This is a genomic window from Neobacillus niacini NBRC 15566 (assembly GCF_001591505.1).
In the GTDB taxonomy this organism is placed as follows: Bacteria; Bacillota; Bacilli; order Bacillales; family Cytobacillaceae; genus Neobacillus; species Neobacillus niacini.
The window spans coordinates 1-18421 of the sequence record NZ_BCVA01000036.1 but is presented as its reverse complement, the minus strand read 5'-3'; the positions used below and the strand labels follow the sequence as shown (position 1 = coordinate 18421).

11 protein-coding genes are annotated in these 18421 nt (G+C 38.6%); all 11 read right to left on the bottom strand.

Going from position 1 to position 18421, the window contains the following annotated elements; translation table 11 throughout:
* Positions 1-23: 23 nt before the first annotated feature.
* Positions 24-1277: an SH3 domain-containing protein gene (locus tag BANA01_RS21150; protein WP_063254617.1), complete on the bottom strand. Its 1254-nt coding sequence runs from the start codon at positions 1275-1277 to the stop codon at positions 24-26.
* A gap of 386 nt (positions 1278-1663) precedes the next feature.
* Positions 1664-2632: an HNH endonuclease gene (locus tag BANA01_RS21145; protein WP_052106278.1), complete on the bottom strand. Its 969-nt coding sequence runs from the start codon at positions 2630-2632 to the stop codon at positions 1664-1666.
* Between the two features lie 71 nt (positions 2633-2703).
* On the bottom strand, positions 2704-4845 hold the full coding sequence (locus BANA01_RS21140; protein ID WP_034673010.1) for a dynamin family protein: 2142 nt from the start codon (positions 4843-4845) through the stop codon (positions 2704-2706).
* Positions 4835-8362 (bottom strand): right-handed parallel beta-helix repeat-containing protein, encoded by a 3528-nt coding sequence (locus tag BANA01_RS21135; protein WP_034673011.1) that lies wholly within the window; start codon positions 8360-8362, stop codon positions 4835-4837. Before BANA01_RS21135 ends, BANA01_RS21140 begins: the two co-directional genes overlap by 11 nt.
* A gap of 566 nt (positions 8363-8928) precedes the next feature.
* Complete coding sequence (locus tag BANA01_RS21130) at positions 8929-9807, bottom strand: aldose 1-epimerase family protein (RefSeq protein ID WP_034673013.1); 879 nt, start codon at positions 9805-9807, stop codon at positions 8929-8931.
* A gap of 178 nt (positions 9808-9985) precedes the next feature.
* Positions 9986-10945 carry a mannose-6-phosphate isomerase, class I gene (gene manA / locus BANA01_RS21125; protein ID WP_034673015.1) on the bottom strand — a complete coding sequence of 320 codons (960 nt, stop codon included), beginning with the start codon at positions 10943-10945 and terminating at the stop codon, positions 9986-9988.
* Between the two features lie 66 nt (positions 10946-11011).
* Positions 11012-12958, bottom strand: a complete 1947-nt coding sequence (locus tag BANA01_RS21120; RefSeq protein ID WP_034673017.1) for a PTS fructose transporter subunit IIABC — start codon at positions 12956-12958, stop codon at positions 11012-11014.
* A 397-nt stretch (positions 12959-13355) separates the two neighbouring features.
* A complete protein-coding gene (locus BANA01_RS21115; protein WP_034673020.1) occupies positions 13356-15272 on the bottom strand; it encodes a BglG family transcription antiterminator in 1917 nt (638 codons plus the stop codon).
* 106 nt (positions 15273-15378) lie between these two features.
* Positions 15379-16029, bottom strand: coding sequence for a FusB/FusC family EF-G-binding protein (locus tag BANA01_RS21110; protein ID WP_034673021.1), 651 nt, complete (start codon positions 16027-16029; stop codon positions 15379-15381).
* 405 nt (positions 16030-16434) lie between these two features.
* On the bottom strand, positions 16435-16704 hold the full coding sequence (locus tag BANA01_RS21105; RefSeq protein WP_034673023.1) for a CD3324 family protein: 270 nt from the start codon (positions 16702-16704) through the stop codon (positions 16435-16437).
* Positions 16705-17323: 619 nt separating this feature from the next.
* A complete protein-coding gene (locus tag BANA01_RS21095) occupies positions 17324-17932 on the bottom strand; it encodes a DUF3267 domain-containing protein (protein WP_034673028.1) in 609 nt (202 codons plus the stop codon).
* Positions 17933-18421 lie beyond the last annotated feature (489 nt).

Sequence of the window (18421 nt, the reverse complement as noted above, 5' to 3'; positions counted from 1 at the left end):
AAACTGGCCTCTACCTTGACTACCTACACAATGGAAACTAAATTCAATAATTGCCCTCTCTTACCTTCCAAAGATAATGTGACTTCCTTACCTTTAAGGTCAAATAATTCATTGATCAAGTTGCCCGACGCTTTGGCGTCATGGGTGGTACCATCTGCCGTGATAAAACGAAAGGTTCCTTTAGGGTCCACTCCACCGATTTGAGCCGTTACTCTTATTTGGTTGGCCGCAGCTTCAGTAGTGGAAGGAATCTTGATGATTTGTCCAATTTTCAACTTTGTTGGTTCAACACCTGGATTTAATTTTTGAATCTGTGCCACAGACACACCTGCTTTTTTAGCGATTTTTGTAAAAGTATCACCACTTTTAATCACAAAAGTGTTTGTTTCAATCACCGGATCATTAGTTGTTTGTTTAGATTCTTCATTCGTTAAATAGGTTGCACTCACATACGCAACTTTTCCATTAAAATCAATCTTAGCCCAACCATTAGAAGTGGATACCACGGCCACACGATCGTTTAATTTTAAAGAACCAAGGATCGCACTGCTCATAGAACCAGCCTGCCTTACTCTCAACGATGTTGCCGTTACATACATGGTTTTTGCAGTTGGACGTGATTCAACTGTTTGTTTGGTTGTAAGATAATCCATACTCACAAAACAAACTCTTCCTTTAACCAGAATACCCGCCCATCCATTTTCTTTAAATGCAATCTTAACCACTTCACCTTTTTTAAACTTTCCGATAATACTACTTTTTGTGGTCGGCTGCGAACGAATATTCAGTACAGTGGCGGTAACGATTTGGTCTGTTACTTTTGGTAATAATATTTTCTTTCCTGCAATGGAAGTCACCCCATTAGCATCTAATATTTCTTGTGGGGTAACACCATGTTTTGCAGCAATAGTCTCGATTTTTTCACCACTTTTTACCTGATAGGTATATTCCTCTATCAAAGGCTGTGCATTCGCCGTGATGGAGGAAATCCCTAGAACTACGGTAAAAATCCCCGTCACAACTAATCTTTTTACTGGATTTTTCTGAATCCATTGACTCACCTTTGCTACATATGTATTCCAATTGTCACGGATATCGTTTAAGAATCCTTTCACATCTAAGACATTCCGGATATCAAAATGATTAACACTCTTATAATATTCCCGCTTTTCCATTCTTGAAGTGAACGCTGGTATATCCTTTGGCTGCTTGTTTTTTCCGTGAGTTTCTTTCCTGCTTAGCATTAATTCTCCATCTAAAAATAAATCTGTAGTCAAAATAATCTCTACTCCTAATCACTCTAAGTTGAAAGTCCCCGATAATATTTACTACTACAGGTTACGATGGGTAATTTGATTTAATGACCGTATTTGTCAAAAATAGTCGAAATTAGTTTAATATGGTCCCGTTACCATATTCATGACGAATTTCCAAAATAAAAATCCTTTAGATGTACGCTAAAACTCGGTACAATCTAAAGGATTTATTGGGAAGTCATACGGCCTAAGGATTTCCTAAAATATGACGCTTTTCGGTTAAGAATTACCTTAATATTAGATATTTTCCTTTTGATTCTATTTATACTGAAAAAGAAGCTCGTAAAGAAATTCCTTAATCTATGAGATGATAGTTTTCTCCGTTCGTGGCGATTGTATTTGCTAAGCTATTTACGATATTCGCTTCCACCGCCCCATATCTCTCTTCCACCAGTATGTCCCGTTTCTGCGTGGATTTTTTCATCTACTAATTCCAACTTGCCCGGCTCTGCATCGTGGTGCCAAACATATCCATCAGGTGTTGTATTGGAATCAATTTGCTTAAGTTGATCATCCGTGAACTGATGTTCTAAATTAGGATTCTGGTTAATAGATTCATCTAATGACTGGTTAGCATAGGAAAACTGAGTATTATCACTATCTAAGTACATGGATTCCGGCAGGGAAATGGTGTATTCACTATCAAACTCTGGGAATACCCCTTCTACTTGTTGGCCAGATGGAAGAGTGACAGATTGTAATTCAAACTCAATACCCGTTACGGAATGGCTCCCTCCATCAAGAGCCTCATTACGTGTATCTAATTGAATCAGCGGCTCATGGCTATTACCATAATCAGTATTATCTAGCTTTAATAGTAAATTGTCATCTTGATCGAACATTGATGCTTCTACTTTGTCATCTACTCCATCAAAATCCATAATATCCAACGCATCTAAGACACCAAAAGTAAGGGTAGCAACGGCTGCTGTTTTTCCTAAACCCTTAGCCCCTTGTAGAAGTTGATCCCTATTGTTTGTTGTAATTCCAGTAACCACATCTTTCCCGTTACTATATGTATTTTTAAGGGATCCACCTACTCCCTTTGCCATAGTGGCTGCAGATTTTTTTAGTTCATTTAATCCCGCATCTCTTTTTTCATTATCCGTATTTATTATTCCTGAAGATGTTTCCCACGTGCCTTCTGCTACATTCCCTAGCATCGAACCAGTATTCTCGGTTGCTTTTTTTATTTCCTTTCCGATTTCCTGGATATATTCGCTATTAATCTTTTTACCTAAATATTTCAAAGGCTCACCTGTTACATACCCTGCAATCTCACCTAACACTTTTCCCGTATCCTTTAGAAATGCCATAGTTGGACCTCCTAATTTGGAAATCTCTGTAAAAAAACAGGCTAACCAACTGATCAGCCTGTTTAAAAGTTTTAATTAGAAACCTTTTCATCTTCTAATGCTTCAATTACCTTAATCTCTTTTATATAATAGTGAATGGTTTCTTTTATGGACTCCATATTGGACAAATGTTGTTGGATATTTTCTCTATTCTTATTGTACTCAGATAAGATAGTGTCGAGCTGCTCTTTCAGGTTATTGATAAAGATATCCAGTTGTGCTTCGATATACTTTATATAATTTTCTCTAGAAGCATTAATTTCTTTTTCAAGTTCCTTAATAACACCTTTTACTGATTCTTTTGAACGCTTCACCATTTCTTCCTTCATTGGGTCTAACTGAATTTTATAAACCTTCAGTGATTCACGAACATCCGCATCCCCTGACAAGAAGTGAGTTAATAAACCGCCTAACCCTCCAATAACTGCTCCCAAAATGTTCCCTGCACCGGGAATAACAATACCAGCTCCAAGTCCAATACCTGCTCCTTTGATAATTCTTGACATCATCGTACCACTATCATCTCCAGGAACACTAATGGTTTCCTCTTGTACTTGGATATCACTTCCTAAGGATATATTCTTTGATATATCTCCCATATTGAACACCTGAAATTTTAACGACATGGAATTCCCAATCAAATCGTTCGCTTTGTGAGAAAGTGCTTGGAATCCTTGATTAAGTTCCTGATTGATTTGAGTTTGATAATCCATAACGAGACGTTGGATTTTATCCACATCCCGATTCAGAGTTAACTGCACGCCCTGTACCATGGTCTGTTGAATGGCTTGGACTTGTTGTCGCAAAGTATTTTCATCTGTCCCTTCTACTACTCTGCGGGAAGGCATATTATTTTCAATTGCCTTATCAACATTACCCTGTATTCCGCGTAGGATGGTGTTGATTTTTTCGATTAGTTCGGAAAATTTCTTTCTTGGAATAGCCTTTAAGAACTCTCCTTCATTTCTAAGTAAATCAATTTTCTTTTTACTTCCTTCAACAGAAGCGTGAAGTCCTTCAGCATTTTGAGTAGAAAGATCAATTTGAGCTTGTACAGAATTCAAAATGTTACCTGTTACTTGGTTAAGCCGCTCGATAGCATTATGAATCATTTTTTCACTAGACTGGTAGAACATGCGTTCAATAATCTTTTCTTCAATAGTAAGTATGTTGCTATCCTCAAGTAATTGCTGGGCAAAAGAATCTGGCTCAGGTATCACTGTAAAAGTAGTTCCCTCGTGCTGAATTTCTTTCGTATACTTCGAACCATAGCTATCTTTCATTTCCCTTTTCAACTCACTCGTTGCTGTACCCGTTAACACTGCCCGAGCAAGGTTTGCCTGCTTAGCAGAAAAGGCAAAAACTTGTGGGTCTTTTATTACAGGGGCATATTGCCGGATAAGTTGTTTGACATTTTCAATTACCCCTTCAACTGATCCATCACGTTCACGCATCGCATCTATTTTGTTAATAAGGAAATATATTTTCTCTTGGTCCTTCTCTAAATCTTCACGATTCTCAAAGATATTTTGGAGAATGGTTGCGTTTGTATCAGACTTAAAAGTTTGATAGTCAAATAGCATGATTAAGGCATCAGAGTCTCTTAATTTTTCAAGACCTATTCTCTGTAACTCAGTCACATCAAACTGTCCATCTCCTGCTTCATTTGGTCCAGGAGTATCAACAAGGATAAAGTTCTGCACAATATCCCGATAAGGAGATTTCTCAATCGCTAAGATTGGACTTTCTAAAAAGTACTTTTCGATACTAGCTACTTCGTTTTTCTTTCGGCTTTCCCGAACATCTTGCAAGAAATTTTCCTCTAACGTTCTGTCTCCACTGCTAACAATTTTCACCACTTCACCATTACGGAATATCTTCTGTACATAAGAACTTGCTTGTTCAGAATGTTTAATTTCTGTAATGGCAGCTGTACATGCCTCTGTTTCGTTCGGTAATACGTCCCGACCAAGTAAAGCATTAAATGTTGTCGACTTTCCTGCCTTCATTGCTGCTATGACAGAAACGACATACCTCTTATCTGTTAAGTTTTTCTTCGTATTTGATAATATCGCTAATGCTCTTTCATCTTTTTTCAAAAATTGATCTTGAGAGATATATTGGATAATACTTTCTGTTTCAGCAAGTAAGGATTGAATTTTTTTAATACTCATTGTGGAAAATCTCCTTTTTCTTTATGATGGCTCTAAGATTTGATAGTGCTTTTCTGCATTGATTAAACCAATAGTGGATGGAGGATAGACGCTCGATCTTACCTTTACCACTATTTTTCCTAAGATGAATGAGAAGTGGTTTTTCTAGGAGGATGGCGTATGATCCATTTCCTTGGCACGAGTTATTTGAAATTTTCCCAGATACCTTATTTTGGCAGACAATTCCATTTTCCATATTATCATTGCTGTGGTTTTCAACTAAAAATACCCTGCACTTCCCGGATAAATGAATTCCATTCTTGTTTTGGTTAAACTGATTATGATGGATGCGCCCTATAGATTGATCTTGAATCGTTATACCATTTTCCTTATTTTCAAGGCATTGATTGTTCACAAGGTCAAACTTTGACTGCCCTGTAAGGTGAATCCCGTTTCGGTTTGATGAGAAAATATTCTCCAGAAGTGTGACTTGGCTATTTCCTTCACACTTCAACCCATTGCCATGATTAAGTTGAATTTGGTTAGAGCTAGCCATCAGCACACTTCCTTGTTTACATACAACACCATGTTTTAAATTCCCTATTATTTGGTTCTGTGACAACTCGGTTGACCCTTTTGAAGCAATGGTAATCCCTATATGGTTCTGCTCAATTCGATTCTCTTTGATTTCTCCGGATGAATGACCTCCAATCCTTATTCCTTCTTTGAGGTTATGTAAAAACGTATTTTTAGAAATCACTGCTTTGGAATTATCTGAGCAGTTTATACCGACGGTGTTACTCGTAAAAAGATTCTTATCAATTATGATATTTGCATGTTTGTTGATTGAAATTCCATACTGCTTTTGGTGATTAAACTGATTGTTCATAATGACAGGCTTTGAAAAATCATTTATAACCATTCCCAAGGTATTTTTTGAAAGATTATTTCTCTCAACGGCTCCACTTGAAGAATCCCCAAATGTAACGCCCGTTATATTGTCTGTAAATACGTTATCAGCAAGCTCTATCCAACCGTGGTCAATCAAATGAACCCCACAATTATTTGTTATAAATTCGTTATTTCTTATTCTCACTCTACTTTGCTCAAGCAGTGTTATTCCATTATCAAAGGCAGAAAAACTTGATCTTTGAATAAAGCCTTCCGTTTTTCCCTTTATAAAAATCGCACTTCGACTGCGGTTACCAACGAATTTGCAGCTCTCAGCGAAGAACTCCAAACAATCAAGCTCAGCTATCCTTTCGACCTTAGAGCTTTCAAATGTTATTCCTTCAAGAAACAAACCCTGACTTCCCTTTACTGTGATTCCGGCTCCTGTTTCAATCTTAATTTTTGATAAATCTATTCCTAAGCCAACAATAGAAATACTCTTATTCAACTCATGGTTCTGTTTTAAGATAAATGTACCTTCATCTAAATAGATTGTGGTACCACTCTCTACCTTAGAGAGAATGGAGTCTAAATTTTGGTTTTTCGCCGTGACTGTAATTGACTTTCTTCTGGATACGATATCGGTTCGGAAACAAACATCATCCTTTAATTCCTTCATATCGATTACTTCTGTCTGAAGATTGGCCAGGATCGACTCTAATCGAAAACACTCTTCAGAAGTTTCTTTTATTAACGATGTTACCTTATTATGTAATTGCGTTAATGGCTTAAGGACCATCTCCTGCACATACTTAGATGTATCGACAAAACGCTTTTGAATCGTATCCAAATGCCACTCTTTACTATACTTATCCAAGGTTGCTTGAATATGTCTTTCAGCTCGTCCTAAGGCACCGGTACTAATATAGGCGTAATCTGTTTTACTTCTTTTCTGGGTAAAAAAGATAAGAAAACTTTCTTCCCATTCTGTGGTCTTAGAATCTGTGGTAACTTGTTCTGAAAACTGCTTATATTTCCAGTCTACTGATGGTATGTTAGTAAGCCCTTGCGGACGAATGTCTAGTCGCTCGATAAGGTTATGAAACTTTATATCCGGCAATTTTTTCGAATTAATAGAAATGACACGATTCATCGCTCTTAAAATTCTTGATACCGACTGACTGATAATATAAAAGTAGTTACTTTCATTAGTATTAAATTCCAGCATAGCTTGATAGTGAGACAGGATACTTTGAAATTTAGGTTCAGTATTCTTATAAAACCATTCGTCAAATTTGCTAATACCTGCTTGAAGGGCATCTGACGAGGATGTAAATATAAAACTAGATTTCTTTTCTGGCATAGCTGTAAGTTTACTTGAGTAGGGCATTTCCCTCCTCATCGTCTCCGCCTGCGACTGGATACTCCGTAATATAGCTTCTAGTTCATTTCGGTACTTACTTTCCTCTTCATGTATACTCTCCAAACTAGATAACCTAAGTTTTAAATAATCAATATTGCTTTGCACTTTTAAAATCTCTGTTTGGTTCCTACTGATTCCATTTTTTAATGCTGTATCTACCTGATCTGTAAGCTGTGAGAGCCGAACAAGGGTAGACTGAAGTAATTTATTTTCAACTTGAAGATAGGCTTCTTCTAAGATTTGATCTTCTAAAGCAATAATTCCACTATCCTCAATCAATTGTGGATAAGCGGAAGAAATAGGAACCTGAACTGTAACTGCTTGACCTGCCATCTCAATGGTCTTTGTTGGAAGAAAGGATGTGATTTCATCTTTAAAATTTTCAATAGGAGCATCTTGCTCAACTAATCTACCAATTAATGCTTTCCTTGCACTAACTGGGTAAAAATAACGCGTGTTTACTCCCCAGGAGTTAAAAAATTCTCTTACCTTATGTACCACATCTTTACTAGTTCCATCACGGTCTCTCAGCTTGTCGACTTTATTTAAAACAAACACAACTTGGTTTAAAAGGTCCGGACGCAGTTCTTTGATTTTCTCAATAATCTGTAAATTTTCTTCAGCCTTATAATATTGAACATCAATGATAAAAAGAAGTAAATCCGTTCTTTTCAAAGCATTTGAAAAAACCTGTTCAATTGTTTCCTTTTTTACCCCTAGACCTTCCATCTCATTTAAGCCAGGAGTATCCATAAGGATAAAATCAATCGTATTAAGAAATGGAAATTTTCTCAACCCATAAATTGGATGATTAACCTTATATGTATAGAACTCCTTCTGAATTTCCGACCTACTTCTACGGACATCTTCATGAAAAACGGAGGATAAATTTTCGCTTTGCATGATCTCATTTTTACCGGATTCATAACTTTTCTTAATTTTAAAATCATGCACTTGATGAATAATATCGGTTGAGGTTAAAGTACAAGCCTGATTCTCGTTTGGCATTAAATCATTCCCAAGTAAGGCATTGGTAAAAGAGGACTTCCCTGATTTCATCGCTCCAACTACCGTGATAACAAATTCACTGTTTTTAACCTGTTTCTCTAAGATTTCAAAGTCAAGTGCACTAATGCTATTTTTCTTTTCATCACCATTTATTTTGTAGGAATTTATGTTAGTAATGATCTTTTCAAGTTGATTTAATAGAATCTCTTTTTCCAATACGCTCCCGCCTTATGTAAACTATAAACGATTAAAAAGTAGTCAATTATTTATCTTATTCTAATAATTCCCTTTACAATCACCACATGAATTCCAGGTAGATTCTTCTTTATATGTTTCTTGAAACATATTTTACTATAAAGAGCATATTCCCAATTTAACAGGAAAAAGCCCCCTTACATCTAACACAAATCCTAAGGCATAAATCCTAGTCTGTGTACTAGCGTTATAATTTCAAGTATTTTAGACCTAGAATTTAAGACCTATTAATTTATTTTACCAGATATTCCACTATATTTTTACAATTTTATCCGTGCTAATTCGACAAATACCGACAAATATTGGAAGCACTTCTCAATCACCAACAGATAAACTAAAACGAATGTTTTGAGAAATCAAACCTAGTCAATTTTCCCTTTATCAAAATTTTGACAGGGAAAATTGATTATAGTGTCATGATGAAATTCCTAAATAAAAACCCTTCAGATGTACCCAAAAACACGGTACAATCTAAAGGATTTATTGGTAAGTCAGACGGTCTTAGGATTTCCTATTAACATGTCCAATTACTTAAACTTCATTACATACTCAGCCTGAAAGGTCTCCCCGACACCAAGCATATTCATCCCAAACTTCTCCTTAAAGTTACCTGTTGTATCAGCTGTATCCGCAATCCCATACCAAGGCTCGATGCAAACAAACGGAGCAATTGTATCATTGGTTTCATCATACTTTGACCAAACCCCAACAAACGGAAAACCTCGAAACATTACTTCTACACCATAACCTGACTGATTCGATACCAATGAGACTTTATCGATATTGCTGTAAATAAGAGCATCATTGGCAAATAGAGAGCTTTTGAGTTGAATCGTTGAAAGATCATGAGCTGTTCCTTTCTCATGAAGGAGGGAATTCTTTATCTCATATTCCATCACATTCTGATTTGCCACCGGAGTAAATTCCAAATGATAATCTTCAATGGTTTCATTTTCAAACAGTGGAATCTTAAATGCAGGATGTGCACCAATGGAAAAATACATCTCTTCCTTGTTTTCATTTAGAATTTGCCACTGAATAATCAGAGAGTCCTCTTTAAGACGGTACTGAATCACCGCTTTAAATTCGTAAGGATACACATGAGTGAAGCGTCCAAGAGACTCAAACTCAAAAGAAACGGTTGTTGAAGTCTGCTCGGCCACATCGAAGTCAACGTCACGCAGAAAACCATGCTGTGACATCTTGTAGGTCTGGCCATCCAGTTGATAGTGATCTTCCTTTAACCGTCCCACAATCGGAAATAAAACAGGTGAAACGCGTCCCCAGTACGCCTCATCCCCTGTCCACATATAATCCAGAGCATTTTTCTTATGCGTCACTTTACGTACTTCTGCTCCGTGTTTTTCAATACTGACCTTGAGCCAATCATTTTCAATGATAATCATCTAATTCCCTCATCTCTTGGTTCTGGCAATTCATCCTTAATCTTTTAGTAATTAGCAACATTCTATATAAATGATCCAGCCAATGTTACCACCATCTTCAGTATAACTCTACCTCACAATTAAGTCCGCTTAGAGACTAACAATCATCGACAAAAACCGGGCAGTGACAGACCAAAAACTACACATGCGACACAATAAATTCCGCCTTACCGTATAAACTATATCCCCCAATTCCATACGGCAGAATAAAATGAGTACCTTTTTCAATCTCAAAACTGTTGTCCCCAATAGTTAAAGTCGCTCGCCCATCAATGACACTTACCTGCAAGAAATCCTTCGTCATGTCCAATGAGGCCTTCCCATTCAAGTTCCAATGATAAACAGTAAAGTACTGCTCCTCAACAAGCTTCTTCTCTACCAAATCCCCAATAACGGTTTCGGTTTGCTCAACAATCGCATCCTGATGAGGAACGGTGGTCACTTGAATCGAACGTTCAAGATGCAATTCCCGCTTGTTGCCCTCTGCATCAGTTCGGTCATAATCATAGACACGGTACGTTATGTCAGAGCTCTGCTGTGTCTCAAGGATAACAATTCCTTTTCCAATCGCATGAATGGTCCCGCTTGGAACGTAGACAAAATCTCCAGCTTTGACTTTGATCCGTCTGAGCAGCTGATCCCATTCTCCTTGCTCGGCCATCTGAGCCAATTCTTCCTGGGTTTTCGCATGGTGGCCTAACACCAATTCTGCACCTTCTTCTGCACTGACCACGTACCAGCATTCTGTTTTTCCATAAGGGACACCTTCCACCTCACGAGCGAATTGGTCATTCGGGTGCACCTGGACAGACAAATCATCTGCAGCGTCTAAAATTTTCACCAGCAAAGGATACTCTTCCTCGTTACTAGAAGCCTTGTTAAAAAGCTCACCTTGTTCCTTCCACGCATCAGCTAGTGTCTTACCTGCTAATGGGCCATTTTTGATTATGCTTGGTCCGTTTGGATGTGCGGAAATCACCCATGCCTCCCCCGTATGAGCGGAAGGAATTTCATAATGGAACTCCGTATGTAATTTCTCGCCACCCCAAATTCGTTCCTGCAGTACCGGTTGTAAAAAAATTGGTTCTGTTTTGTACATATTAATCTTCCCCTTCTATGATAGCTGAAAAGAGAGCAAATTTTCTTCGCTCCCTTTTCAACAAGTTTATTGGATATCTTCTAGCAATTTGTATGCCTCTGCTTTTGTCGTGGTTTTCAATAACTGATTTCTAAAGTCTTCATCCATCAGCTTACGTGAAAGCATTTGGAGAATTTTTAAATGCGCATCGCCTGCTGCTTTTTCTGGAACAGCAATCATGAAAATTAGCTTGGCAGAGGAGCCATCTAGGCTCTTCCAGTCAACACCGTCGCGTTTGATTCCGAAGGCAACGGTTGGATGTTTGACCGCAGCGGATTTACCGTGCGGAATGGCAATGTTCATTCCCAGTCCCGTTGAGCTTTGCTCTTCACGATTTAAGATCGCTTGTTTAAATTCTTCCTTCGAACTTAATACGCCACTCGCATCTAATTTTGCAATCAACTCATCAATGACGTCATCACGCGTCGTACCTGCTAAATCAGTTTCGATTAAGAATTCACTAGTAATATCGGTTAACTTCTTTATTTCTGTTTCAGAAACGGCCGGCTGTTCAACCTTTTCTTCACGTACCGGTGTTGCAACCGTACCCGCTGCACCAGCGCCAGCAACAGCCACTTCACCATCAACATTCTTTTTCAATGCAATAACCATAAACGCGGTTACAAGCACACCAGCAATCACGGCAATAAAGAACATAACCACGTTATCAACCGCACCTAACACCGCGACAATCGGTCCGCCATGTGCTACTCTGTCCCCTACACTTGATAGCATGGCAATCACGGAACCAACCATTGATCCAACAACGATACTTGGAATAACACGAAGTGGATCTTGGGCAGCGAATGGAATGGCCCCTTCGGTAATCCCGAATAGTCCCATTGTAAAGGAAGCCTTCCCTGCTTCTCTTTCCGTTGGACGGAATTTACGTTTATTAATAAACGTTGCAAGACCTAAACCAATTGGCGGGATACAAATCGCAACCGCAATCGGTCCCATGATTTCGTAGTTTCCTTCCCCAATCATCGCAGAACCGAAAAGGAATGCAACCTTGTTAAATGGACCACCCATATCAATCGCAATCATTCCACCAAGAATAATCGCTAATAAAATCGAACTTCCACCTTGCATACCGGCTAACAAAGTTGTCAATGACTCAAAGACTGAAGCAACTGGCGCACCAATAACATAAATGAACAATAATCCAACAATGACCGACGAAATAATCGGAATAAAGATAATTGGCATGACAGGTTGTACCGCTTTTGGAACCTTAATCTTCTTAATGGCGAGCGCCACATAACCAGCTAAGAAACCGGCAATAATACCACCGATAAATCCTGCGCCCGCTTCACTTCCATAAAAACTACCATTGGCCGCAATATAACCACCAATCATCCCCGGTACAAGTCCCGGACGGTCGGCGATACTAACGGCAATAAAACCTGCCAAAATCGGTACCATGAACATGAACGCTGTGCCACCAAGTGCACTAACCTTTGACCAAATGGAATCCTCTGGAATCACAATTCCCCCTGGAGTTTGTTGGCCGCCAAGCGTCAATGCAAGCGCAATTAACAATCCACCAACAACGATGAAGGGAACCATGTACGAAACACCGCTCATCAAGTGCTTGTAAATCGGATTTTCTTTTTTCGCACTCGCGCTCGACTTGCTAGCACCTGCCATTTCAGGCTTATAGACAGGGGCTTCTGGGCTTAACACCTTATTAATCAGTTCTTCCGGCTTATGAACGCCATCTTGAACACCAGTAATAATTACCTTTTTACCAGCAAAACGCTCCTTTGGTACTTCTTTATCCGCTGCAATGATAATGCCATCTGCTTCGGCAATATCCTGCTCCGTTAATGCATTCTCAACACCGATGGAACCTTGTGTCTCAACCTTTATATCGACGCCCAACGCTTTGCCTGCCTTTTGCAAGTTCTCAGCAGCCATATACGTATGAGCAATACCAACAGGACAAGCTGTAACAGCTAATATTTTTGCCATGCTCGTTCCTCCTACTTCTAAAATAAATTCAGTTATTGCTTACTTAAATCATAACGCTTTCATGTCCGGTAATTTTTTTATATTTTTACCAGAAGTTGCGGTAAAATGTGTTTATTTAAAACATGGCGGTTCACTGTGTGTGAAAAATAATCGGAGGAATTCCGGTTAAATGGGAAAATGCCCCTATATCCTTCAAAATAAACGGAGCTTTTCCGGTAATATGATTCAAATCCTTGGATTTTGGCTTACTTAGAGCCGTTAACCCGAATATCTCCGCTTATATCTGCTTCTTAAGCCTCCTCTGTTTACATTAGCGGAAAATTCTCCGCCTATAATCATACCTACTCGAAAATCAAAAAAACAGTGAGCCTTATGCCCACTGCTTTTCTCCTAAATCTTACTTTTCCCTCAACACCTGTATAAACCGCTCAAAGTTCTGTGTCTCAGTCAACTCATGCACCAAAAGCGGCGATTCACTCAACGAAGAAATCTTCCCAATGATTTCACGAATCTCACCTTGATTTTCCTTAGTGAGCGCAATCATAAAAACAAGCGAGACGTTCTCATCCCCCCAAGTCAACGGTTCATCTAAGACTGCTACTGCTAAAACCGGCTTCCGAATAAGCCCAGGATCCCCATGGGGAATCGCAATTCCGCCTCCAACAGCGGTTGCCGATTTCTGTTCACGCTTTACCGCGCTATAAATAAACTCTTTTTGAACATACCCCTTCTCATAAAGGGCCATGGCCAGCGTTTCAACAACCTCGTAACGGTGAATCTTATGAAGGTTGAAAAACACTAGCTCCTCATGTAAAAAAGGCAAGAACGTGTTTTGGGTTTGACGAACATGGATCTTCTCCACGAACTGACTTAATTTCTTTTTATCCTCCTGGCCAAACAGCGGGGAAATCACAATGGTATCTGTTATGCCCTTTTCAAGCGGGACGGTGGTAATGATAAAATCAACGGAATTCTGTTTTAAAAACTCATGGACCTCCGCTTTCCCGACACAAGCGACTACCTCAATGTCATGATATTGCTGCTCAATTTTCGCCTCCAGCAAATGGGACATCCCAATTCCCATATGACAAACAATGAGTGCTTTCTTTTTCTCAGACTCACGCTTCCCTTCGAGCCGTTCAATAGAGGCTTGAAAATGTAGGAGAATATACGCCGCCTCATCTTCTGGGATTTCGATATCAAAGGTTTTTCCGATTTCCTCTAAAGACAAAATAACCATACTGAACATGTACGGATACATTCGCTTAATATTCGCAAGCAGCGGATTGGTAATCGTAAAGTGATAGCGAATGCGACTAATGACCGAATGCATATGGACCATAAGACCATTCCGTAAGATCAAATCCTTCTCAAAAGGAAAGAGCGTCAACTTCGCCATTCTCTCCATCAGCGCTTGAACCACTTTACTTGTTTCTTGATTGTATGGAAGATCCTGCTGCGGACCCTCTCCCATCCGTTTCGCGCTAATCAAATGCCAGGTAAAGTACACCTTTTCCTCATCTGGAAATTTCAACCCAAAGGCCGCTTCCAGCTGATGGAAAAGCCATGTGGCATACTGATACTCTTTATGTGCAGGAGTTGCCGCCGTTTCGCTCTGCTCAATAAAAACCGGTGATTTTTGCCTCGTCCGTTTCACCATAATCAAAGCATGCACCAATAAACTATCCAATGCCTCATCGGTATAAGCGATAGAATAGGTATGTTGCATGTCGAGTAAGGCCTTTCTTACGGCGTCGATTTCATAAGGCAAAAATAAATCGAGCACGACGTTGGTTCCGTTCGAAAAAGCAGGAATTAATTCTGGTAAGTGGGCCAAAGCGTTGCGTTTTTTCAACTCTGGACCTTGAACGACATTCCCTAGCCGCTGCTTTGAAATCAACTCAAGTCCAAAGCGCTTCAGCCAATTGGTAATCGTTTCAATATCTCTTTTTATGGAGGCCTTCGGCACATAATAGCGGTCCGCCCAATACTGGAGCGTGAGAGGCTTCCGACTCGTTAACAACTGAAAAGCCATTTCAAACAAGCGCTCTTCCAGTGTCTTCGGCTCATTCATTAACAGACTGCGCATGATTTCCGAGCGGTCGTGCTCATCGATTTCAATCCCGATTCCAATCCCAGGCTTACGGTACAAATGCGCGCTTTCGTATTCCTCTAAAAACTCTTCAAGCCGGTCCAAATCATTCCGCACCGTCTTCTCCGCACAACTCAGTTCCTCGGCCAAATCTTTTATTTGTAATGCCCCTTCCTCATGAAGAAGCAACAATCTCAACAATTCCTTCTGTCTACTGTTCATGTTTGCACCTGCTCAAAATTACAATATACAAAGTGTACTCTGAAATGTAGACCAAATCAAACGAGAACGATATGCGACCGTTGCTATAGGAGACAATCGGAAGTCATCATTTTCCTAGCGAGTCTTCTAGAAAACTTGCTAAATAATCGACATTGGTTATCTTTTTATTGCATTCGCAGCTGTCGGCACAAATAAGATTTCCGATGGCCTTGTAATAATCCGGGTTATTCGACTTTTTCGCTTTTGTTACCGTGGAAAAATAGGCAACCTCACCAAAACTATTACAAAAGGAACAAAGATTTTTTTTACTCGTTGGAGCAAATTCACATTCAATGCCGACCATTTCCCCCTCGAGCTCATAGACAATAAATTTCTTATTGGATCTCAGATCATTCCAACTTAAATAGGTCAACTGGCTGTGGTCTATCGTTGATAAATCAGGCAGTTTAAGTTTTTTATGTTTCGGAAACATTTTTTTCAGTTGCTGCTCGGTGATGGTTGGAAAGGGCAGCAAATAGCCTGAAAGATGCTGGATATATTGCTCGTATTCTTTATCTGTTTTCAGGTTAGAAAGATTCAGCATTTCTTGTTGTTCCAATGATACATTTGGAAAGTGCTCTAAGATTTTGGCATTCGCTAATTCAATTACAGAAGCCAAAACATTTTGGGGAATGTTCTTTTTAGTACTGTCTTTAATAAAAGCGATCTGCTTTTTTATAAAATTTAACTGTTCATTTTTAATGAATTTTTCAGTCATTCTATCTATCTCCAATCATTTGGCTACATTTATTTTAAATAATACAGCAATCTTCTACTATAGAAAAAATGACTTATACACGTTTTTTACATAAGGCTATGTTAAATAAGGCTGTTGGTTTCCGCTCCAGTAACCAGCGAAGAAAGATAAGCGGAGACTTTCCGGTTAAATGCAGAATGGAGCCTGTTTCAGGGTTAATAAGGGGAGGTTTTCCGGTTAAGCAAAGCAAATTTATCCGTTTTCACGTATTTCGGGTCAACAGGCGGAATCTCTCCGTCTATATAGGCTACTTTTATGAATTATTACTAGTTAAGCGAGATTTTTCCGTTTATTTAGATTCTTAAAATTAACACAGCCTTACATAAGAAAAAGCACCGATGAAAGAGCTTCACCAGTGCTGTTCGTCTACTTTTTATGTGAATAAACAATTTTTTTAATGGTTTCAGTGGAAAGGTAATATTCCTCAGCCAGCTGCTGAATACTGCTGCCATTAATAAAAGAATTTCGAATGGTTTCATTACGGCGATCAAGCATCCGTCTTCCGCCGCTTGAGGTTCCCCATTTCTGATACTCCGTTTCCGGCTTAGGTATATAAAGAGTTTCTCCCTGGACATACTTTTGAATTTCTACAATGAGCTTTTCGGGTAAAACGTGGTTTGCATTCATATATTTCAATTTTGCTCGCTCCTTATTTTGATTTTGAAAAATAAGGTGCAAAGCCAAAATAGTAGAAAAGCCTTTTGAGCGATAATGTTAACGGTTTCGCCCCATGCAAAGTATCGCCTTTCCAATATTAGGCTTTGCATGAGTGGAAGAAGTATCAGATAGTCGTAAGTGATTATCCAACTGTAAGCACCCCCTTTAAATTGAATTTTACGCATAAGGAACCTGGTAATCAAGTATACTTTCACTCTTTTCTACTTATCCCCGACTTCGACAATCTACATGTCTGTAAAATTACAAAAATGTTGATATAACAACGGTTACAGCGAATCTAATCAAACGTTTGGTTAGCCATAATTTTACCAACTAAACGTTTAATTAAAATCAATTTAATCCCTTATTTGAAGGGATTTTCTCTTTTTTTAGGTAAATTTATTGGTGAAAAAAAGCTAACATAAAGGACAAATGATCCTTAAAAATGACAATAGAAACTAGAAAGGTAGGTTTCCTGACAAACTTCTACACTATGAAAACCAACTAAACGTTTAATTAAAAGCGCTCTAAACCCTTATGAATAAAGAATATTGAACTGTTTTTTTTATAAAATATATGTCGAAATCCCCAACTAAAATTATCCTCGTTTCCAATAAGTATTGGCCCCATTATTTTTTAAAATGGCATGCTGCGGAACCTGTTTCATTATCAGAATGAGATTAAGGAGATCAACGGATGAGGCCATAGCGTTTAGAATGATTAAAAATTTTAATGTCGGAGTTAATAGTCCAAATATACCTAATAGTAATGGCAAAATGATTGAAATAATCATGAAAGGAGCAATCGTAATGAAGAGATATCTTGATTTTGAAATCTCCTCCTCCGTTACAACAAACCCTCCAAAAAGAGTTAGACCTACATATGTTTTTTTGGATTGAATAAAATGAGGAACGAAAATCAGATGAAGTAATTCATGAAGGATCACAAATAAAACTAGCCAAAATATAATGCCTACGTTAATGGATATTGATATGGTACCGGATGTCATTCCGAAATCGCTTAAGGAAAGGGGAGAAAAGATAGTAATCATCCCAATCGAGATCATGGCAGCGACAATCATTAAAGGAATCGATAACAAAATAGCACTGATTAAATTTTTAGGTTCTTTCATTGGAACCCAATCACTGTTAATTAAGTCCAGATGCAAATGAGGATCACTCTTTGGCAGTTTGTTCACCAATTTCATTCATACACCCCTCCACTCATTTCTCCATTCAGTAAAAGTTTAATGAACACACCCTGCATACCCTCTACATATTAACATATTTATCCAACTACCTTAACAGGTTTTATTTTAGAATGTGGTACTTTCAACCTTTAATTAGGGCTGCCTCCAAGTCCCATCGACAGAAGCCGGAGAGTATTATAGTTTAATATATCTATTAACGGGAAAAGATACTGTAGAACTTAAATTACAACTATTATCAGGGAGTGGATTTCTATGGACGAGCAAGGAAATTTCGCTTATGGACTAGTTTGGGGTACCTCTCTAAGTATCCCGTTATGGATTGCGTTTTTCGGGTGGATTAAATTACTTATTGGTATGATCTTTTAAAAAGGGTGCTATGGGGAGGGTTAGCATGGTTCCACTAATACATATTGGTGCACTTACTAGACAGGTGGCACCTTTATTTAGACACAAGCTAAAAAGGCAACAGGATCGTCCTCATGCATC

Coding starts and splice junctions, on each gene's coding strand:
- BANA01_RS21145 (WP_052106278.1), bottom strand. CDS start 2,632: ATGGCATTTCTAAAGGATACGGGAAAAGTGTTAGGTGAGATTGCAGGG.
- BANA01_RS21140 (WP_034673010.1), bottom strand. CDS start 4,845: ATGAGTATTAAAAAAATTCAATCCTTACTTGCTGAAACAGAAAGTATT.
- BANA01_RS21130 (WP_034673013.1), bottom strand. CDS start 9,807: ATGATTATCATTGAAAATGATTGGCTCAAGGTCAGTATTGAAAAACAC.
- manA (WP_034673015.1), bottom strand. CDS start 10,945: ATGTACAAAACAGAACCAATTTTTTTACAACCGGTACTGCAGGAACGA.
- BANA01_RS21120 (WP_034673017.1), bottom strand. CDS start 12,958: ATGGCAAAAATATTAGCTGTTACAGCTTGTCCTGTTGGTATTGCTCAT.
- BANA01_RS21115 (WP_034673020.1), bottom strand. CDS start 15,272: ATGAACAGTAGACAGAAGGAATTGTTGAGATTGTTGCTTCTTCATGAG.
- BANA01_RS21110 (WP_034673021.1), bottom strand. CDS start 16,029: ATGACTGAAAAATTCATTAAAAATGAACAGTTAAATTTTATAAAAAAG.
- BANA01_RS21095 (WP_034673028.1), bottom strand. CDS start 17,932: ATGAAATTGGTGAACAAACTGCCAAAGAGTGATCCTCATTTGCATCTG.